Genomic DNA, 19,203 nt, shown 5'->3' on the forward strand with positions numbered 1-19,203 from the left:
TTGACTCAATGGATTGAGGGAACTGCGCCATGGAAGCACCCATCTGCATTCGTCCGGCCACTCTGGCCGACGCCGGTATCATCAGTCGCATCATCGAACGTTCGATCCGCATCGGTTGTGCGCTCGATCACCGTAACGATCCGTCACTCGTCAGCCAATGGATCGGCCTGCAATCCGCCGACTTCATCAGTGCCCGGCTCGCCGACCCGCACTTCTATCTGTGTATCGCGTTGCTGGCGGACAAACCGGTCGGTGTCGGCATGGCTCGGGCCAGCGGCGACATTTTGCTGTGTTACGTCCAGCCAGAGTCATTTCGCCGGGGCGTCGGACGGGCGCTGATGGAGGATCTGGAAGGCTGGTTACGGGTTCGCGGTGGTTCTCACGCTGATCTCAACAGCACGTACACCGGCCAGGCATTTTATCGGCGTCTGGGCTATCACAAGTCAGCGCCGCCCCTCGAATACCAAGGCTTGCAGAGCCTGCCCATGCGCAAGCCGTTGGCATTGCCGGGCTGACAACTCGATCACGGGCTAAATCCTCAGGCCCCTTAAGCGTTTCCAGAACAGGAAAACCTGCAAGTGCGCCCCGCGATCGGAATGCGCACCTGTCCGGTGTGCTGTTTTGGTCACTATCCATAGCCAATTGAGGGGTCGAGAGATGTCAGTCGCCACCAGCCTTATCGAAGAGTCGTCGGCCCGGGTTACTTCGGCGCCGGCCGAAACGTTGTACCAGTTCAATGAATCGCCATTGCTGGCCCGGCAGGCCCGGCAGGAATCCAACGCCCGCAGTTATCCGCGGCGCATTCCGCTGGCGCTGAAGCGCGCCAAAGGCCTCTATGTCGAAGACGTCGAAGGGCGCACGTTCATCGACTGCCTGGCCGGTGCCGGCACGCTGGCGCTGGGGCATAACCATCCGGTGGTGATCGAAGCGATCCAGCAGGTGCTGGCCGATGAATTGCCACTGCATACCCTCGACCTGACCACTCCGGTCAAGGATCAGTTCGTCCAGGATCTGTTTGGCCTGCTGCCTTCCGCGCTCGCGGCTGAAGCGAAAATCCAGTTCTGCGGCCCGACCGGCACCGATGCCGTGGAAGCCGCGTTGAAGCTGGTGCGCACCGCGACCGGGCGCAGCACCGTGCTGTCTTTCTCCGGCGGTTATCACGGCATGAGCCAGGGCGCGCTGAGCCTGATGGGCAGCCTGGGGCCGAAAAAGCCGTTGGGTGCGCTGCTCAGCAATGGCGTGCAGTTCATGCCGTTCCCGTACGACTACCGCTGCCCGTTCGGCCTCGGTGGCGCGGCAGGTGTAAAAGCTAACCTGAGTTACCTGGAAAACCTGCTCAACGACCCCGAGGCCGGTGTGCAATTGCCCGCCGCGGTGATTGTCGAGGCGGTGCAGGGCGAGGGCGGTGTGATTCCGGCGGACATCGAGTGGCTGCGCGGCTTGCGTCGGATCACCGAGAAGGCCGGTGTGGCGATGATCGTCGACGAGATCCAGAGCGGTTTTGCCCGCACCGGCAAAATGTTTGCCTTCGAACACGCCGACATCACCCCGGATGTGGTGGTGCTGTCCAAAGCCATCGGCGGCAGCCTGCCGTTGGCCGTGGTGGTCTATCGCGACTGGCTCGACACCTGGCAACCGGGCGCGCACGCCGGCACCTTCCGTGGCAATCAGATGGCCATGGCGGCAGGCTCTGCGGTGATGCGTTATCTGGTCGAACACAAGGTCTGCGAGCACGCCGCGGCCATGGGCGAGCGCCTCAGCGAGCACTTGCGCATCCTGCAACGCGACTTCCCGCAACTGGGTGATATTCGTGGTCGTGGCCTGATGCTCGGGGTCGAGCTGGTCGAGCCGAACGGCACTCCCGATGCGCTCGGTCATCCGCCGGCGTTTGCCCGACTGGCGCCGCTGGTTCAGCGCGAATGCCTCAAGCGCGGCCTGATTCTGGAGCTGGGTGGTCGGCATGGCGCGGTGGTGCGTTTCCTGCCACCACTGGTGATCACTGCCGCCGAAATCGACCGTGTCGCGGAAATCTTTGGCCGTGCTTTGGCCGCTGCCACCGCTGCGCTGTAAATTTTTCGCCGCGCCAAACGTTCTTTCTACATACCCGGCTGCACCCCGTGTGCAGCCCACCCTTACAACGATGGAGAACCAGCATGACGTCAGTATTCGACCGCGAGGACATCCTTTTTCAGGTTGTGGTCAACCACGAAGAGCAATACTCGATCTGGCCGGATTACAAAGCCGTGCCGGAAGGCTGGCGCACCGTGGGCAAGAGCGGCCTGAAAAAGGAGTGCCTGGCCTACATCGAAGAAGTCTGGACTGACATGCGTCCGCTGAGCCTGCGCCAGAAGATGGAAGGGCAGGCTGCCGCGCAATAAGCGGTCGGGCAAAAACAAACCCGCTGGACTGGTGACAGTCAGCGGGTTTTTTTATGCCTTGGATTTGTGTTGCCTTTCAGGGCCCCATCGCTGGCAAGCCAGCTCCCACAGGTATTTTGGTGATTGCAAAATCTGCGTTCACCGAGAACCCTGTGGGAGCTGGCTTGCCAGCGATGAACGATAACGCGGTGCAACTGGAATCACGCCCCGCTCAAGCCCTTGAGCAGCAAATCCACATTGCCTTCCAGCTCCGCCACCGGGTCCGCCGCATCGGTGCTCAGCACCACCAGATGGCTGCCGGACTCGGCAATCGCCGCTTTTACCGCGTCCGATGGCTGCCGATGATGCAACACCACCGCCACCTCATTGTCCTTGAGCGTCGCCGTGAGTTTTTTCAGATCTTCAAGCGTCCACTCGGCATCCGGCCGTGGATCCTCGCCGATGAGTTCCAGATTGAGGCTGCCGATCAAATAGCCGAAGTGATCACTCAAACTCATCACACTGAGATTGTCGGCGCTGGCCAGTCGCGCCTCGCTGTCGGCGCTGAGCTTCAGCAAACGCTGCTTCAATGCCGCCAGATTCGCCTCGATCTTTGGCTTCGCGCTGGGTGCCAGGCGCACCAGATCCGCCGCCATCACATCCGCCATGCGCCCCATGTTGTTGCTCGCCAGCCATGGCTGACTGTTCAAGCCATCGACCTTCAGATCCGGTTGCACGGCGATGCCGGGCAGGGCGCCATCCACCGGTCGCGCGGCGTCGACTTCAACGATGCGGATATTGCTGCGACGGGCGATCGGGTACAGCGGATCATCGGCCCACAGCGAGCGCACGCCGATTACAGCATCGGCGCCGGTTGCCAGTTTGCTCAGTGCCGGCGCGCCGCGACCGGTGAAATACGCGGTCTGACGGCTGCCCGGCAGATTCGCTGGCGCCGCACGTTCAAGGTTGACATCAGTGCCTTTGAGCAGCACTTCGCCCAAACCATAAGTAATCGGCAACGACGCCAGCACTCGCAGCGGTTTAGCATTTTCGGCAGCCATCAACGGCGCGCAGACCACGCCGCACAAGGCCATGGCCAAGGTCAGTTTGCGAATTGAAAAAGTCATTTATCCAAGATTCCCTTTCAGACTCGGGACAACCCCGCGCGCAATGGCGGCAAGGGCAAAGGCAATACCGGCGACCAGAATGATGGCCGCGCCGGACGGAATCGGCAGATCGAACACGATCGGCGCAAGAATCCCGCACAACGTGCTGACCGTGGCGATCAACACCGAGCACCAGAAGAACCCTTTGAGCGACTGGCTGAGCAAGCGCGCCGCCGCGGCCGGGATCACCAGCAGAGCACCGACCAGAATCGCGCCGATGACTTTCACCGCTGCCACTGTGATCAGCGTCACCAGAATCACGAACAGATAATCCAGGGTCTTCACCGCCACTCCGCGCACGGCTGCCAGTTGCGGATTGAAGCTGGCGAGCATGATGCGGTTGTACAGCGGTAGCGCCAATGCCATGACCAGCGAACCGACGATGGCCAGCACCGCCAGATCGTTGCCGTTGACCGTCAGCACTGAACCGAACAGCACGTTCTCGAGAATGTGCACGTTGATCTTGCCCGCCAGAATCAACAGCAGACTCGCGCCCAACGCCAGCGACACCGACAGAAACACGCCAATCAAAGTATCCGGTGCGAGGCCGGTACGGTTGCGCAGGTAATTGAGCAGGATGCCGAACAGCAGGCAATAACCGAACAGGCTGCCATAGGGGCCGGTGTAGGGTTCGCCGAGCAGGATGCCGATGGCCACGCCGGTCAGCGCCGCGTGGCCCACCGCTTCGGAGAAAAACGCGAAGCGCTTGACCACCACCAGCGTGCCGAGACCGCCGAGCACCGGGCCGATCAGCAGGCCGGCAAGCAGCGCATTGACCACGAAACCGTAGGCCAGCGCTTCCGGCAGATAACCGGACGAGGCCCAGCCTTGCACCATCAAACGAAAGGCTTCGTAACTCATCAGGCAGCGCTCCGTGGATGGGTCGAGAACAGCGTCAGCAGGCGTTCCGGGGTCAGCGCCTGTTGTGGCGTGGCGTCGAACAGCACACGACGGTTCAGGCCGGTGACCCGATCGGCCAGGCGCCCGACCGCTTCCAGATCGTGCTCGATCCACAGCACGGTGATACCTGCCGCGCGCCAGTCATTGAGCAGGCGCTCGAACACCTGAATCCCGGCTTCATCGAGGGCCGACATCGGCTCATCCAGCACCAGCAATTGCGGCGTCGGAATCAAACCTTGTGCGAGCAGCACCCGCTGGCGCTCACCGCCGGACAGCGCACCCATGCGCCGCTTGCGTTTGTCCTGCATGCCGACGCGTTCCAGCGCATCGCCAATGGCGCCGGCGTAACGCTTGCTCAAGCCGAGAAACGCCGGGCGTCGCTGACACATGGCAGCCATGAAGTCGTCGACGGTCATCGGCAGACCGCGATCGAATTCCAGCGCCTGCGGTACATAACCGATGGTGCCGGGTTCGCCGGGCCATTGCAGGCTGAGCTGGCCCTGATGCGGCATTTGCCCGAGCAGGGTCTTGATCAGCGAACTCTTGCCGCCACCGTTGGGGCCGACCAGCGCGTGTACGCTGCCGGGCTGCACCTGGAAGGTGACGTTGTCGAGAATGGTTGTGCGACCCAGCGTCAGACAAACCTGCGCAAAATCCAGCGTCGGCCCCATAACCTGTAGGCCTTCGCCTGCTCGCGATAGCGGTGTGTCATTCAACAAAGATGTCGGCTGATCCGGCGCCTTCGCGAGCAAACTCGCTCCCACAGGGGACTCGGTGTTTTCGGGGGAAAGGTTTTCTCTGGAAGTCATGCGCCAGACTCCTGAATCGCCCGCACCACGGTATTGAGGTTGCCGGTCATTTCCTTTTCGTATTTGTCGGCGGTGTATTCACCGTAGGAAATGTGCGACAGCGGGTACAGCTTGACCCCGGACTCACGCTGGATGGTGTCGACGTAAGTGGACGGGAAATCCATCTCCGAGAAGATCACTTTCACATCCAGTTCACGCAACTGGTCGATGGTCTTCTTCAACTGGCTTGGACTCGGTTCGATACCGTGGGCCGGTTCGACCACGGCGGTCACTTCCAGGCCGAACTCACGCAACAGATAGTCGTAAGCCGCGTGTACCGTGGCCACGCGCAGTTCGGCATTCGGCGCTTGAGTCAGTTTTGCCAGCGCGTCGGCGCGCATCTGCCGCAGGCGCTTGCCGTAGGCGCGGGCGTTCTGTGTATAGGTCTTGGCGTTGTCCGGATCGAGTTTGCCGAGTTCGCGGGCGATGTTGTTGACCTGAGCGATGGAGGCGCTGATCGACAGGAACGTGTGCGGATTCACCACTTTGCCGGCGCCGCGTGCGGCAACGCCGGTGGCGGCCAGCAGCGGAACGTTTTCGTTGGCTTCGATGGTTTTGATGTTCGGCGTTTCGCTGGCGGCGATCATGCGGTCGGCGAAGTCGTCATGACCGACACCGTTGAGCACGATCACATCCAGCCCGCTGATGCGTTTGATGTCCTCGGCCCGAGGCTCGTAGGCGTGCGGATTGAAACCGGCCGGGATCAGCGGCACCACTTCGGCCTTGTCGCCGACGATGTTCGCCACGTAGCTGTAATACGGGTGCAGGGTGATGCCGATGCGCAGGCGCTTGGCCTGATCGGCGCTGGCCAGCGGGCTCAGCAGGCAGGCACACAGGCCCACTAAAAACAGGCGTAACAACGGACGGCGAGGCGATGAAATAGACATGGGCAAGCGGTCTTCTCTCGGAGTAGGGCGAGGAATCAATGGCGATGTTCGCGGGTAACCCCGGCATCGTATTGCGCGACGATCTGTTTCCAGCCAGCAGCGGACAGTGCCGCCGCATTCAGTTGCGCCGGGGCTTGAGCGGCGGCATCACGGTTGAGCCAGATGTCCGGCGCAGCCTTGTCATCGGTACTCAGCAGCATGACGAACGAGCCAGCGACAGTCGGATTCTGGCTTTGACCGACATACGCGGTGTTCGCCAGCAACTGCCAGGCGTGACCCCCACGGCTGACCGAACTCGCATCCTGGGCAAACGGGGCAAAGCCTTCGTCGGCCAGATTCTGCGGCGTCGGCAGGGCTTGCTGTTCTTCGCGCAGCAGGCGGATTTCGTCGAGGGTCACCCGCAGGTCGGCGTAGATGCCTTGCTCGGCAGCACTGAGGTCGCGACGGGCGTCGAGTTGATTGGACGCAACCGGCTCCGGCTCATGGGAAACCCCGCGCCACGCGACCACGGAACCGGCGACTGCCAGAATCAACAGGCACAACAGCAGCACATTGAGGGTTTCATGACCGGCGCCGGCCGGACGCACGATTTGTGTGGTTGGCGTACTCATGGGGCTTCGATATCCGCCTGGTCGATTTCCACAACGTGGCCTGGACCTGCGTCGAACAGCACGTAGAACTCGGCGCCAGGCTTCTTGAAGGTCAGCGTCGAGTCACTGCCGAGCTTGCCCGGCACCAGAATGGTTTCGTCGTAGCCAATCACATCGAGGGTCACCCCCGGCGCGCCGCTGCCGTCGGAGAAACCACCGGTGCATTTGATCTGCTCGGCGTCGATGGCTTTGCATTCGCACATCGGGTTATGCGCCAGAGCGCTGGCACTGAAGCCGGCGCCGAGCACCAGCAGCGCGGCCTTCAGGCGCAGGCGAGAAGGGCGTTGAGAGCAAGTCATGGTTTGACTCCTTGTTTGTTCAGCCAGGCGAAGGTGGCGGGGGAGGCCTGACTCAGGGGAATCGAAGCCTGGTGCATGCTGCCGTCCCAGCCTTCCATGGTGATCCACAGTTCGGCGTCGGCTTTGGTCTTCTCCGGGATCGGCATTTGCGTGCCCATGCGATAAGGCGTGCCGAAGAAAATGCTGCCGGCGGCGCGCAGGCTGCGTGGCTTGCCGACGCGCAGGTAGGTCGCCTTGACCTGATCGACACAGGCATCGCACAGCGCGGCGCTGAAGTCTTTCATGTAGCCGGCCGGACCGGTCAGCACCGGTGCTTCGTTGCGTAATTCGGCCAGGCGCAGGCTCCATGGCCCGACCTGGACAGTGCCGATCTCGTGCTGGCCCAAGCCGCTGTCACCGCGAAACAGCGAGGCGTCGGCGAAGTACTTGGGCATGAAACCCAGCGGGATCAACAGCAGCAGAACATTGATGTGGAAGCGCCATCTGTGCCAGAAACGCGCCAGTCGAGAAGGTTGGGCCTTGGTGATGGACTTGCTCACAGGCTGGCCTCCGAGGTTTCACGGCTCATGGCCGGTTGTGCCTTGATGCGGTTTTTCTTGTCTTCGCGCTTCAACGCATTGGCGGTGGCCAGGGCGGTGCGTTTGGTCCAGATCAACAAGCCGCTGAGGATCATCATGCTCAGGATCAAACCGAAGAAGAACCAGATCAGCTTGATCCAGATGCCGCCGAAATCCCCGGTGTGCAGTGGTCGCATGGACTCGGTGACGAACTCCAGCGACGAACGATCGGACAGCAACCGTGAAGCGGCGATGTCGCCGTTGTACGGATTGAGCGTGGCGGTCTGGAACATCAGCGGATACCAGCCGCGCCCGCCAACGCTCATGTGGCTGTAGGCGTTGCCCGGCAGGCTGACGAAACTGGCTTCCAGCCCCGGAATCTTCTCTTGCGCGAGTTCGACGGCACGGTCCAGGCTGATCCGTGGCGGCGGGGTGCCGGCGGCAGAGATCGGCACGCTTTCGCGGGACATCGCCGGAATGATCGGCTCGCTGGAGATGGCGATCTGGTTATCGAACAGAATCGCCCGAATCAGAAACCAGATGCCGGTGATGGAAATCACTGCAATGAACCAGATCGACCAGATACCGCACAGCCGATGGAAGTCACCCCAGAAAATCCGTGCGCCGTGGCGCACGCGCAGGGTCGGGCGCAGAAAACCCTTCCAGAAGCGCTTGTAGACCACCAGACCGGTGATCAACGAGACCAGCATCGGCACGCCGAGGAACGACACCAGATACCAGCCCCAACTGAAGCCATTGGTGAACGGCACCAGCCACCAGCCATGCAGGGCGCGGGTGAAGGCTTTGAAATCGAAGGTCGGCGCAGGGCCCTGGATCACCCCGGTGTAAGGATTGACGTAGACCGTCTGCGAACGACCGTCCGGATAACTGACCGCAACGTCGAGCGCGAAGTGTGACTCATCGGGGCGACTGATGCTTTCAACGAGGGTCTGCGGTTCGGCTTTTTTGATCGCTGCCATGATCTGGTCATAGCTGAGCAGCGGCGCATCCTCCGCAGGCTGGCTGGCGCGCATCTGCGGGTTGGCCAGCCAGACGATTTCCTGACTGACCACCGCCAGTGTGCCGGTGACACAGACGATCAGGACAAAGAACCAGATCGGTAACGCCAGCCAGCTATGAACGAGGAACCACAGTTTGGAGCGGGATTTCTTCGACATGATTGCGCGTCTTGATAGCGGTGAAAGGGTGCCTGGCTACGGGCTTCGCAGCACGGGGACCCGGAAAGACCGGACGTGGCTTTTGCCTACGCGAACGGTCTGCATCTCTATAGGACGGATGAGCGAGGAAAATCCCGAAAGATGATATGAAAGCAAATGTTTCCCAATTCGCAGGGTTTGACAGATCCCACTGTAGGAGCTGCGGCACGCTGCGATCTTTTGATCCTGATCTTTAAAAACAAGATCAAAAGATCGCAGCCTCGTTGCACTCGACAGCTCCTACAGGGTTTCGCTGATCGGCAGATCAAACACGATTCATGATCCACGCCATCACTGTCTGCCAATTGATGGCCGACCCGCGCTCCCTATGATGGGAATCACCTGATTTCCCTGAGTGAGCGCCTTGATGACCGCCAGAACCCTCTATGACAAACACATCGATTCGCACACGGTGTGCCGCCTCGACGATCAAGGCCATGTCCTCTTGTATATCGATCGTCAGGTGATCAACGAATACACCAGCCCGCAGGCGTTCAGCGGTTTGCGTGCCGCCGGGCGCGGGGTCTGGCGTCCGGGCACGGCGCTGGCGGTGGTCGATCACGTCAACCCGACCACGCCTGTGCGCATCGCGGCAATGCCTGATGCCGGCGGCGCCCGGCAAGTCTCGTATCTGGCGGAGAATTGCCGGGACTTCGGCATCGAGTTGCTGGACATCCTCGACAAACGTCAGGGCATTGAACACGTGATCGCTCCCGAGCAGGGGTTCATTCTGCCCGGCATGGTCATCGCCGCCGGCGACAGCCATACCACCACCTATGGCGCACTCGGCGCTTTCGGTTTTGGCATCGGCACCTCCGAGATCGAACACCTGCTGGCCTCGCAGACGCTGGTCTACAAACGTCTGAAAAGCCTGCGCGTGACCGTCGACGGCGAGTTGACAGCGGGCCTGACGTCCAAAGACGTGATCATGGCCCTGATCGGTCGCATCGGCGCGTCCGGGGCCAGCGGTTACGCGATCGAGTTCTGCGGCTCGACTATCGATGCCTTGAGCGTTGAAGCGCGCATGACCATCTGCAACATGGCTGTCGAGGCCGGTGCGCGCGGCGCGTTCATGGCCCCGGATGAAAAGGTCTTCGCCTATCTCAAGGGCAAGCCGCGCACGCCGCAAGGTGAGTTGTGGGAACGGGGCGTGAAGAAGTGGCGCGAACTGCGCAGTGATCCCGGTGCGCTGTTTGACCGCGAGATTCACCTGGATGCCAGCATTCTTGAACCGATGGTCACCTGGGGCACCAGCCCCGATCAGGCCGCCGCGATCGGTGCGCGGGTGCCGGATCCGCAAGCAATCAGCGATCCGATCCTGCGCCAGGACATGCGCCGCGCCCTCAACTACATGGGCCTCGAAGCGGGCATGGCGCTCAGCGACATTGTTATCAGCCACGCCTTTATCGGTTCGTGCACCAACGCGCGGATCGAAGACTTGCGCGATGCCGCCAGCGTCGTGCGCGGTCAGCAAGTGGCCGGGCATGTACGCGCGATGATCGTCCCCGGCTCCAGCGAAGTTCGCGCGCAGGCCGAGGCCGAAGGGCTGGCGCAGATCTTTATCGACGCCGGGTTCGAATGGCGTCAGTCCGGCTGCTCGATGTGCCTGGCGATGAACGACGACGTACTCGCCCCCGGCGACCGCTGCGCATCCAGCACCAACCGCAACTTTGAAGGCCGTCAGGGCGCCGGCGCGCGCACTCATTTGATGAGCCCGGCGATGGTCGCCGCCGCAGCGATCAGCGGTCGACTCACCGATATCCGCCACTTTGGAGTACGCCCATGAGCCTGCAACCTTTCACTCTAGTCAGTGGCCAGGCTGCGCCGTTACTGGCAGCGAACGTTGATACCGACGTGATCATGCCCAAGCAGTTTCTCAAGGGCATCGATAGAAACGGGCTGGATCGCGGATTGTTTTTCGATCTGCGGTTTCAGCGCGATGGCACGCCCAACCCTGAGTTCGTGCTGAACCAGCCCGCCTGGAAAGGTGCGAACTTTCTTGTGGTCGGGCCCAATTTCGGCTGCGGTTCCAGCCGTGAACACGCGGTGTGGGGCCTGCAGCAGATGGGCATCCGCGCGTTGATCGGCAGCAGCTTTGCCGGGATTTTCTATGACAATTGCCAGCGTAACGGCGTGTTGTTGATCACCCTGGAAGAGGTACAGGTGCAGCGCATTGGACAGCTTGTCGGTGAGCCTGAAACGGCGCGGGTCAGCATTGATCTGGAGGCGCAGCGGATTAGTCTGGCGGATGGCAGCGTGATCGATTTCCAGATTGATAACCTGCGCAAAACCGCGTTGCTGCTCGGCCTGGATGCCATCGGCAGCACCCTGCAACGGCGCGAACAGATCAAAGATTTCGAACGCGAGCATTTGGCCAGTAACCCTTGGTTAGGCTGAACGCATAACCTGTGGGAGCTGGCTTGCCAGCGATGAGGCCGGCACTTCCAGCATTTGTGTTGGCTGAGCTGACGCCATCGCTGCGATGCGGCGTTCCGACAAGCCAGCTCCCACAGGTTTTTGTGGTGTTTTGAGCTACAGCGACAATCCTTTGAAATGCGCCTGCAAAAACTCCACACACGCGCGCAACTTCCCCGAATGCGCCAGCCGTGTCGGGTACACCGCCCAGACATTGGCGCTCTGGCTGTAATCGTCCAGCACCTGCACCAAGCGTCCTTGCTCCAGCAGCGGTTTCACATCCCACAGCGAGCGCAACAACACCCCACGCCCGTCCAGTGCCCACTGCAAAACAATCTCGCCGTTGTTGGACGACAACGGCCCGCTGACCCGCACGCTCTCTTGCCCGCCGTCGCGATCCAGATGCCAGATGCCGAAGGCGTTGTCGCGCTCTTTGATCACCAGGCAATCGTGCTGTTGCAGTTCGTCCAGCTTCTGAGGCGTACCGCGACGTTGCAGATAACCGGGAGCGGCGCACAGGACTCGGCGGTTACTGACCAGATGCCGGCCGATGTGCTGGCCCGGAATGTCATCGCCAACGCGAATCTCCAGGTCGAAGCCTTCATTGATGATGTCCACCACCCGGTCAAACAGGTCGAGGCGAATCTCCAGGTCTGGATAACGTTCGGCCAGCAGCGACACCGCCGGCGCCACATGATTGCGACCGAAACCGAAACTGCTGCAGAGGTGCAAGCGCCCACGCGGGCTGTCGTGGGCGTCGGACAGTTCGTCGTGCAGTTGCTGGAAGTCATCGAGAATGCGCAACGCCCAGCGCTGCACCCGTTCGCCGTCCTCGGTCAGCGAGACGCGACGACTGGTGCGGTGCAGCAGGCGAGTGCCAAGGGTGGTTTCAAGAATCTGGATGCGTTTGCTGACATAGGCCGGCGACAGGCCGAGTTCATCCGCTGCGGCGGCAAAGCCGTTCTTGCGGATCACGGTGAGTAGCACGCGCAGGTCTTCGGGCAGGGGCACGCTGTCTTTCTTCTGTGGCATGTCAAAACGAATACTGGCGGCAGAAGCCGCCAGCATAGCACCGAGATCCGGCGGCTCGGCTCAGCGCAAAAAGGCCAGTGCTTCGCCAAGCAACAGTTCAGGGACTTCTTCGGCAAGGTAATGGCCGGCGGGCAATGCCTGACCGCTGACGTCAGTCGCCACGTGTTGCCATTCCTTGAGCGGATCGAAGCAACGGCCGACGGTGCCTTCGGCGCCCCACAACACGCGCAGCGGTAGATTCAGGTGATGCCCGGCCGAGATGTCGGCGCGGTCGTGCTCAAGATCGATTCCGGCGCTGGCGCGATAGTCTTCGCAGATGCCACGGGCGCTGCCCGGTTGGCGCAGGCAGCGCAGGTATTCGCCGAAGGCTGCATCGGTAAACGGCTTGAGCCCGGCGCTGCGGCTGCCCATGACGCTGCGCAGATAACCTTCGGGATTGGCTTCGAGCAAGGTTTCCGGCAATGGCGCCGGGCGGATCAGGAAGAACCAGTGCCAATACGCGCGGGCAAAGGCTTCGTTGGTTTGCGCGTACATCGACAGGGTCGGCGCGATGTCGAGCAGCATCATCCGTCGCACGGCATCCGGGTGATCGAGGGCGAGGCGATGGGCGACCCGCGCGCCACGGTCGTGAGCGAGAATCGAAAACTGCTCGAAGCCCAGCGCCTGCATCAACTCGACATTGTCGCGGGCCATTTCGCGTTTCGAGTAATTAACGTGCAGCTCATCGGCGGCCGGGCGACTGCTGTCGCCGTAACCGCGCAGGTCGGCGGCGACCACGCTGAAGTGTTCGGCCAGTTGTTCGGCAATCTTGTGCCAGATCACATGGGTCTGCGGGTGCCCGTGCAACAGCAACAGGCCCGGGCCGCTGCCGCCGAGGCGGTAGGCAATGTCGACGCCGTTGACGTGGTGCTGGTCTTTGCGGAATCCGGCAAACATCGGGCTGATCCTTTTTCAGGGTTCTGGTTGGCTGCATCCTGAAATCGTCCGGCGTTTGCGACAAGGGGCAAAACGTGGTGGGCCGGTTCATGAAGTGTGATGGGTGTTGATAGTTATGGCCTCATCGCGAGCAGGCGAAGGCCTACAGTTGAAATGCGTTCCCCTGTAGGCCTTCGCCTGCTCGCGATAGCGCTATTGCAGACACTGCAACTCTCAACCCTGACTAAACATCTCCATCGCCCGCTGCTTGATCTGCTCTTCAGTCAGATCTTCCTTGCGCGAGGCGAGAAACCACAGATGCCCATACGGATCCTTCAACGTCCCGCTGCGATCACCGTAAAACTGGTCCTTGACCTCCGACACCGCCTTCGCTCCGGCATCCAGCGCTCGCTGAAAGGACTTGTCGACATCGGTCACATACAGATGCAAACCAACCGACACTGCTTGATCCGGATTGCTCAGTGGCCCCTGATCGCACGGCGAACCGAGCATGATCGCGCTGTCGCCGATGCGCAGTTCGGCGTGGCCGATGCCGCCGTCAGGCATGGCCAGACGCATGACCTCGGTGGCGCCGAAGGCTGTTTTATAGAAATCGATGGCCTCGGCGGCTTTGTGGATGCCGAGATACGGGGTAATGCTGTGATACCCCTCGGGAATGGGTTTGACGCTCATGACGTTCTCCCTGAATTGTTGTTCTATGGGACAGGACTCCACCGAATTTGTGGAAGATTCACTATAGAACCGTCCTCGCCGAGCAGACTTTTGCCCGACGAGCAGTCAATCCTTTGGAAAGTGCGGGCCAGGCCCTTGTTCGCCGAGTACATCGCCCTGATTGCGCAGCGGACAGGCCTCCATCGACAAACAGCCACAACCGATGCAGCCATTGAGCCGATCGCGCAGCAGCGTCAGTTGCTCGATCCGCGCGTCCAGTTCCTGTCGCCATTGCTGTGAGAGGATTTTCCAGTCTGCCGCGCTGGGCGCACGATCCTCCGGGAGGATTTTCAATGCCTCGCCAATTTCCGCCAGCGGAATCCCCAGCCGCTGCGCGACTTTGATCAACGCTACGCGGCGCAGTACTTCGCGCGGATAGCGCCGCTGATTGCCGGCATTGCGCTGGCTCTTGATCAGGCCTTTGGATTCATAAAAGTGCAGGGCGGTGACGGCCACGCCACTGCGCGCTGCGACTTCACCAACCGTTAACTGTTTGTGCACATTTTCTTTGCTGATCATTTGAAGACAGCTCTTGACCTTGACTTAACTAGAGGTTTTACCCTGCAGGTCTTCGAGTCGCAAGGCTCGTCTTACGCTGAGTGGGGGCATTCCATGAACAACCGCAGTTTTACCCAATTGATCGAATTCGAAATCGAACCACGCCAACAACCCGCCTTGGTCACTGCACTATCAATGCAAACCGAGCGCCTGGCGCAACGTTATGCCGGTTTTGTCAGCGCCAGTGTGCAGGCCAGCGATGACGGCCGGCGCGTGCTGAGTTTCCTCCAATGGCAGTCCCGCGAGGCGGGTGAAGCGGCATTTCGCAGCTTCGAAAGCGGCGAGCAGGACTTCTGGCAACTGATTCACACCCATCAGGCGAAAACCGTCACCTTCAACTCGTTTCAGGTGCTGAGCAGCATCGCCCGCAGTCACGACGATGCGCTGCATTGCCACCTGGTCGGCTAGATCGACAACTGGATCAGGCGTTCGCCCTGCAGATTCTCCGTGAGCCGCCGCTTGTTTACCGCCAGTTCGCCGATCTTGATCAGTCGCGTGCGGGTGACGTTGCGGCTCAGACCGAGCAACGCGGCGGTGTGCACCTGGTTGTAATGGCAGAAGCGATACGCCGCGCGCAGCAAAGCGTCTTCGACTTTTTCGTGCAACGCGCCGGCCTGTTGCGCGAAGAGTTTTTGAAAGGCCTGTTCCAGTAAGGCCTCCGGTGAATCATCGGCACTGCTGTGATGATCGTCCGGGCGTTCGATGCGCAGGTTCGACAGACGCAAATCATCGCGTTCGATCACGCCGTTGCGGCAGATCAGCAAGGTGTGATGGATGACGTTCTCCAGCTCGCGAATATTGCCCGGCCAACTGTAAGCGCGCAGTTTGTGTTCGGCGCCGGGGCTGATGCTGACCCGCCCGTAACCGAGGCGCTGGCTGTAGGCCTCGATGAAATGGCGGGTCAGCGGCAGTATGTCGCCAGGACGGTCGCGCAGTGGGTTCAGTTCCAGATTGACCACGTTGAGGCGGTAATACAGATCCTCGCGGAAATGACCGGCATTGATGGCTTTTTCCAGCTGCACATTGGTCGCCGCCAGTACCCGTACATCGATGGGAATGCTTTTGCGCGAGCCCAGTCGCACCACTTCGCGTTCCTGCAAAACCCGCAGCAACTTCACCTGAATCGCCATCGGCAGATCGCCGATCTCATCGAGAAACAAGGTGCCACCATCCGCTTCCTCGAACCATCCGGCCTTGGCGCTCAGCGCGCCGGTGAACGCGCCTTTTTCATGACCGAACAACTCCGCTTCCACCAGTGATTCGGAAAACGCCCCGCAATTGACCGCGATAAACGGCCGATGACGGCGATTGCTGAGGTTATGAATATGTCGCGCCACCAGTTCTTTACCAGTGCCGGTCTCGCCGATGATCAGCACACTCGCTTCACTCGGCGCGACCTGCTGTAAATGTGCGAGCAGGGCCTGGGACTTCGGGTCCTCGAACACCTGCGCAGTGGCGCGGATCGACGTGGCGAGCGCGGGGGAGGGCGGTAGGGTCAGCAGTTGCATGGGCTCGTCCTTCTTTTTAGTTCAAATGCAGGCAGGTCAGGAATAGAAGGTCGGCACCGGCAGCGACTGATTCAGCGCCCAGTCGCCCAACTCATGGAGTTTGTAGTCCAGCGGGTCGTGCAGGGTTTGCGTGCGCAGGTTGCGCCAGTGGCGATCGAGGCGCAGGGACGCGTGAGTGGAGCGCGCGCCGGTCACTTCGAACAAACGGCTGCAAATCTCCAGGCCCTGACGGCTGGCGGCGACTTTCGCGGTGGCAATCGCTGTCGCGACTTGGCCGCGCTCTTCGGCACTGAGATTCGCGCCTTTGGCCCAGGCCTCATCGAGCAACGCCGCCGCGCGTTCGACCAACAGGCGGATGCCTTCCAGCGCCACCCAGAACTCGCCGTAATGGGCGAGCACGTACGGATCTTCACGCACATCGCGCGCCGAGGATTTATGCCAGAGTCGGGTTTCGCTGAGGGTGTATTGCCGCGCCTCCTCGAAAGCGCCTTCGGCAATTCCGAGAAACATATGCGTGAAGGTCAGCTGCGCGATTAGCGGGCGCAAGCACGCAAACGGCGTGCTCAGCGGGCCGGGATCGAGCAGCAGTTCCGACTCTTCGACGCGGACCCGTTCAAACGTAGCGCTGCCGCTGTCGGTCTGACGCTGGCCGATATTGTCCCAGTCGTTGTGCAGGGTGATGCCACTGCGGCCGCTGGGAATCGCCGCGATCAGCAATTTGCCGCCGGCACTTTCATCGACCGCCGAAGCGATCAGCATTTGTGAATCACTGGCGCCGGAGCAGAAGCTTTTCTTCCCGGAAAACTCGCGCCAGCCACCGAGGTCCTTGACCACGGTACGGGTGTCGAGCGGGTTCAGTGCGTTGCCCCAGAACCAGTTCTGCCGCGCGGTCTGTTCGAACCACGGCTGCCATTGTTCCGGCCGGGAAAACAGGCGCACGGTGGCGAGCATCAAATGATGGAAACCGAAGACGTGAGCAATCGAGCTGTCGACTTTGGCGAACTCGCGAACGACTTGCAGGGTTTCGCTCCAGCTCGCGCCGAGGCCGCCGTAGCGGGTGGGAATGCTCAGGGCCAGCAGGCCGCTGTCGCGCAGGGCATCGCGCTCGGCCTTCGGTGTGCCGCCACGTTCGTCGCGTTCGACGGCGGTCAGGGCAAATTCGGCGGCCAGTTGGCGGGCGGTCTGCAGCGGGGATAACAAAGTACTTTGTGGTTTAGCGGTCACACGGTGTTCCTCGAAATCGACGCATTCCCTGTAGGAGTGAGCCTGCTCGCGATGAGGTCGGCACAATCGACATCATCGTTGACTGACCCACCGCATACGTCGGAGCGCCGCCCGGAGCAGGCTCGCTCCCACAAGGGATTTGGTTCAGGCAGTGGCTTTGGTGGGCAACACATCATTGGCAATCATTTCGCCAAACGGCCCGGTCAGATTGGTCACGCCACGCCCGGCCAGACTCGCATAAGGCTCGGGCAACAGCGGGAACACCAGCTCGGCAAAGCGGTAAGCCTCTTCCAGATGCGGGTAACCGGAGAAGATGAAACTCTCGATGCCCAGATCCGCGTATTCCTTGATCCGCGCCGCCACTTGCTGCGGATCACCCACCAGCGCCGTACCGGCACCGCCGCGCACCAGACCGACGCCGGCCCACAGGTTCGGGGCGATTTCGAGGTTGTCGCGACGGCCATCGTGCAATGCGGCCATGCGCCGCTGACCCTCGGAGTCGAAGCGCGAAAAGGATTTCTGCGCCGCTTCAATGGTTTCGTCGCTGATGTGTTCGATCAGTTTGTCGGCGGCTTTCCAGGCCTCTTCGGCGGTCTCGCGCACGATCACATGCAGGCGGATGCCGAACTTCACCTTGCGCCCATGCCGCGCCGCGCGTTCGCGCACGTCGGCGAGTTTTTCCGCGACGGCGGCCGGTGGTTCGCCCCAGGTCAGATAGACGTCAACTTGTTCGGCGGCCAGATCATGCGCGGCATCGGATGAACCACCGAAATACAGCGGCGGATAGGGTTTCTGCACTGGCGGATACAGCGCTTTGGCGTTCTGCACCTTCAGGTGCTTGCCGTCGAAATCCACCGCTTCGCCTTGCAACACGCGACGCCAGATCTTCAGGAATTCATCGGTGACTTCATAGCGCTCGGCGTGGCTGAGGAAACTGCCGTCGCCACGGTTCTCGTCCGGATCGCCGCCGGTCACCACGTTGATCAGCAAGCGCCCGTTGGACAGCCGATCAAGCGTCGCAGCCATGCGCGCCGAGACTGTCGGCGAGATGATCCCCGGACGGATCGCCACCAGATAACGCAGGCGTTCAGTCAGCGGCACCAGCGCCGAGGCGATCACCCACGAGTCTTCGCAGGAGCGCCCGGTGGGAATCAGCACGCCGTGGTAGCCGAGACTGTCAGCGGCCTGCGCCACCTGTTTCAGATAATTGAGAGTGACCGGGCGCGCGCCTTGAGTGGTGCCCAGATAGTGGCCATCGCCGTGGGTCGGCAGGAACCAGAAAACATCCATGAACGGCTCCTCAGGCGATTTTCAGCAAGGGTTTGATTTGTGTGGCGAACAGCGGCGCCGCGCGTTCGGCGGCCAGGCGGATGCGCGCCTTCAACAGTTCGCTGGTGATCTGGTAATCGGCGAAGTCGGCTTCGGTGGCGTACACGCCGATCGGCAACGTCATGGCTTGGAAGAAGCTGAACAGCGGGCGCAACTGGTGATCGAGGACCAGCGCATGGCGTTCGCTGCCGCCGGTAGCAGCGAGCAGCACCGGGGTGTCGATCAGGGCGTTGAGGTCGATCAGGTCGAACAGATGCTTGAGCAGACCCGGGTAGGAACCGCGATAAACCGGCGCGGCAACAATCAGCAGATCGGCCTGCTCGATGGCCTGCAACTCGGCTTCAACTTCCGCACTGAGTTCCTGACGCGATAGCGCAGCGCCGAGCGGACGAGCGATATCACCGAGTTCGATCAAATGGCTTTCGATGGTCAGGTGCCCAGCCAGTTCGGCGAGCAAGGCTTGGGTCAGCACCAGAGTACGGGACGGACGCCAGGTGCCGCCGGAGAGGGCGACGACTTTCAGGGGACGCGACATGATCAGTTCCTTTTTCAACAGTTGCTCAGCGAGCAGTGAATGAGTCACCGGGTCTGAGCAAGCGCTGTACCAAT

The 19,203-nt window shown here is 61.3% G+C and carries 22 protein-coding genes; 6 read left to right on the plus strand and 16 right to left on the minus strand.

The window, feature by feature from the left end; genetic code table 11:
- The first annotated feature begins 29 nt into the window (after positions 1–29).
- From ACM6JQ_RS24825 to ACM6JQ_RS24835, 3 genes are all read left to right on the plus strand, one after another.
- Positions 30–515 carry a GNAT family N-acetyltransferase gene (locus ACM6JQ_RS24825; protein WP_007908713.1) on the plus strand — a complete coding sequence of 162 codons (486 nt, stop codon included), beginning with the start codon at positions 30–32 and terminating at the stop codon, positions 513–515.
- Between the two features lie 142 nt (positions 516–657).
- Entirely contained in the window at positions 658–2,070 is a 1,413-nt protein-coding gene (locus tag ACM6JQ_RS24830) for an aspartate aminotransferase family protein (protein ID WP_414894816.1), read from the plus strand.
- Positions 2,071–2,153: 83 nt separating this feature from the next.
- Positions 2,154–2,378: an MbtH family protein gene (locus ACM6JQ_RS24835; protein WP_003226665.1), complete on the plus strand. Its 225-nt coding sequence runs from the start codon at positions 2,154–2,156 to the stop codon at positions 2,376–2,378.
- 200 nt (positions 2,379–2,578) lie between these two features.
- Here ACM6JQ_RS24835 and ACM6JQ_RS24840 read toward each other — a convergent pair whose 3' ends face one another.
- The 8 genes from ACM6JQ_RS24840 to ACM6JQ_RS24875 all read right to left on the minus strand — a co-directional run bounded on the left by ACM6JQ_RS24840 (position 2,579) and on the right by ACM6JQ_RS24875 (position 8,842).
- The gene (locus tag ACM6JQ_RS24840) at positions 2,579–3,484 is read right to left on the minus strand and encodes a metal ABC transporter substrate-binding protein (RefSeq protein WP_414894817.1); all 906 of its coding nucleotides are present in this window, start codon (positions 3,482–3,484) and stop codon (positions 2,579–2,581) included.
- Positions 3,485–4,384 (minus strand): metal ABC transporter permease, encoded by a 900-nt coding sequence (locus ACM6JQ_RS24845; RefSeq protein ID WP_007917717.1) that lies wholly within the window; start codon positions 4,382–4,384, stop codon positions 3,485–3,487.
- A complete protein-coding gene (locus tag ACM6JQ_RS24850; protein WP_414894830.1) occupies positions 4,384–5,094 on the minus strand; it encodes a metal ABC transporter ATP-binding protein in 711 nt (236 codons plus the stop codon). The genes ACM6JQ_RS24845 and ACM6JQ_RS24850 overlap by 1 nt, the downstream gene beginning before the upstream one ends.
- Before the next feature lie 134 nt (positions 5,095–5,228).
- Positions 5,229–6,158: a metal ABC transporter substrate-binding protein gene (locus ACM6JQ_RS24855; RefSeq protein ID WP_007917720.1), complete on the minus strand. Its 930-nt coding sequence runs from the start codon at positions 6,156–6,158 to the stop codon at positions 5,229–5,231.
- A 35-nt stretch (positions 6,159–6,193) separates the two neighbouring features.
- Positions 6,194–6,769, minus strand: a complete 576-nt coding sequence (locus tag ACM6JQ_RS24860) for a DUF6162 family protein (RefSeq protein WP_095113061.1) — start codon at positions 6,767–6,769, stop codon at positions 6,194–6,196.
- On the minus strand, positions 6,766–7,107 hold the full coding sequence (locus ACM6JQ_RS24865; protein WP_007917722.1) for a hypothetical protein: 342 nt from the start codon (positions 7,105–7,107) through the stop codon (positions 6,766–6,768). Before ACM6JQ_RS24865 ends, ACM6JQ_RS24860 begins: the two co-directional genes overlap by 4 nt.
- The gene (locus ACM6JQ_RS24870) at positions 7,104–7,646 is read right to left on the minus strand and encodes a thiamine pyrophosphate-binding protein (protein WP_414894818.1); all 543 of its coding nucleotides are present in this window, start codon (positions 7,644–7,646) and stop codon (positions 7,104–7,106) included. The genes ACM6JQ_RS24865 and ACM6JQ_RS24870 overlap by 4 nt, the downstream gene beginning before the upstream one ends.
- Positions 7,643–8,842 (minus strand): PepSY-associated TM helix domain-containing protein, encoded by a 1,200-nt coding sequence (locus tag ACM6JQ_RS24875; protein ID WP_007917724.1) that lies wholly within the window; start codon positions 8,840–8,842, stop codon positions 7,643–7,645. Before ACM6JQ_RS24875 ends, ACM6JQ_RS24870 begins: the two co-directional genes overlap by 4 nt.
- 406 nt (positions 8,843–9,248) lie before the next feature.
- On the opposite strand from ACM6JQ_RS24875, the gene leuC reads away from it, so the two are divergent.
- Together leuC and leuD are read left to right on the plus strand one after the other, a co-directional pair.
- Positions 9,249–10,667: a 3-isopropylmalate dehydratase large subunit gene (gene leuC, locus ACM6JQ_RS24880; RefSeq protein WP_414894819.1), complete on the plus strand. Its 1,419-nt coding sequence runs from the start codon at positions 9,249–9,251 to the stop codon at positions 10,665–10,667.
- The gene (gene leuD, locus ACM6JQ_RS24885) at positions 10,664–11,278 is read left to right on the plus strand and encodes a 3-isopropylmalate dehydratase small subunit (protein ID WP_414894820.1); all 615 of its coding nucleotides are present in this window, start codon (positions 10,664–10,666) and stop codon (positions 11,276–11,278) included. The genes leuC and leuD overlap by 4 nt, the downstream gene beginning before the upstream one ends.
- A 135-nt stretch (positions 11,279–11,413) precedes the next feature.
- Here leuD and ACM6JQ_RS24890 read toward each other — a convergent pair whose 3' ends face one another.
- The 4 genes from ACM6JQ_RS24890 to soxR form a co-directional block, all read right to left on the minus strand.
- Positions 11,414–12,364, minus strand: coding sequence for a LysR substrate-binding domain-containing protein (locus tag ACM6JQ_RS24890; RefSeq protein WP_414894821.1), 951 nt, complete (start codon positions 12,362–12,364; stop codon positions 11,414–11,416).
- Positions 12,365–12,388: 24 nt separating this feature from the next.
- Complete coding sequence (locus ACM6JQ_RS24895) at positions 12,389–13,264, minus strand: alpha/beta fold hydrolase (protein WP_414894822.1); 876 nt, start codon at positions 13,262–13,264, stop codon at positions 12,389–12,391.
- 213 nt (positions 13,265–13,477) lie between these two features.
- Entirely contained in the window at positions 13,478–13,936 is a 459-nt protein-coding gene (locus ACM6JQ_RS24900; protein WP_007917729.1) for a VOC family protein, read from the minus strand.
- 105 nt (positions 13,937–14,041) lie between these two features.
- Positions 14,042–14,494: a redox-sensitive transcriptional activator SoxR gene (gene soxR, locus ACM6JQ_RS24905; protein ID WP_007917730.1), complete on the minus strand. Its 453-nt coding sequence runs from the start codon at positions 14,492–14,494 to the stop codon at positions 14,042–14,044.
- Positions 14,495–14,587: 93 nt separating this feature from the next.
- Between soxR and ACM6JQ_RS24910 the strand changes: the two genes are divergently transcribed.
- Positions 14,588–14,941 carry an antibiotic biosynthesis monooxygenase gene (locus ACM6JQ_RS24910; RefSeq protein ID WP_007917731.1) on the plus strand — a complete coding sequence of 118 codons (354 nt, stop codon included), beginning with the start codon at positions 14,588–14,590 and terminating at the stop codon, positions 14,939–14,941.
- On the opposite strand, the gene ACM6JQ_RS24915 is transcribed toward ACM6JQ_RS24910, so the two are convergent.
- The 4 genes from ACM6JQ_RS24915 to msuE form a co-directional block, all read right to left on the minus strand.
- A complete protein-coding gene (locus ACM6JQ_RS24915; protein ID WP_123375551.1) occupies positions 14,938–16,041 on the minus strand; it encodes a sigma-54 interaction domain-containing protein in 1,104 nt (367 codons plus the stop codon). The two genes, ACM6JQ_RS24910 and ACM6JQ_RS24915, sit on opposite strands and share 4 nt — an antisense overlap.
- A gap of 36 nt (positions 16,042–16,077) precedes the next feature.
- Positions 16,078–17,265 carry an acyl-CoA dehydrogenase family protein gene (locus tag ACM6JQ_RS24920; protein WP_414894823.1) on the minus strand — a complete coding sequence of 396 codons (1,188 nt, stop codon included), beginning with the start codon at positions 17,263–17,265 and terminating at the stop codon, positions 16,078–16,080.
- 144 nt (positions 17,266–17,409) lie between these two features.
- Positions 17,410–18,555: an FMNH2-dependent alkanesulfonate monooxygenase gene (gene ssuD, locus ACM6JQ_RS24925; protein WP_095113068.1), complete on the minus strand. Its 1,146-nt coding sequence runs from the start codon at positions 18,553–18,555 to the stop codon at positions 17,410–17,412.
- Between the two features lie 10 nt (positions 18,556–18,565).
- A complete protein-coding gene (msuE, locus tag ACM6JQ_RS24930) occupies positions 18,566–19,129 on the minus strand; it encodes an FMN reductase (protein WP_007917546.1) in 564 nt (187 codons plus the stop codon).
- Positions 19,130–19,203: the final 74 nt, after the last annotated feature.

Source organism: Pseudomonas sp. IT-232MI5, from assembly GCF_949767845.1.
Lineage (GTDB): Bacteria > Pseudomonadota > Gammaproteobacteria > Pseudomonadales > Pseudomonadaceae > Aquipseudomonas.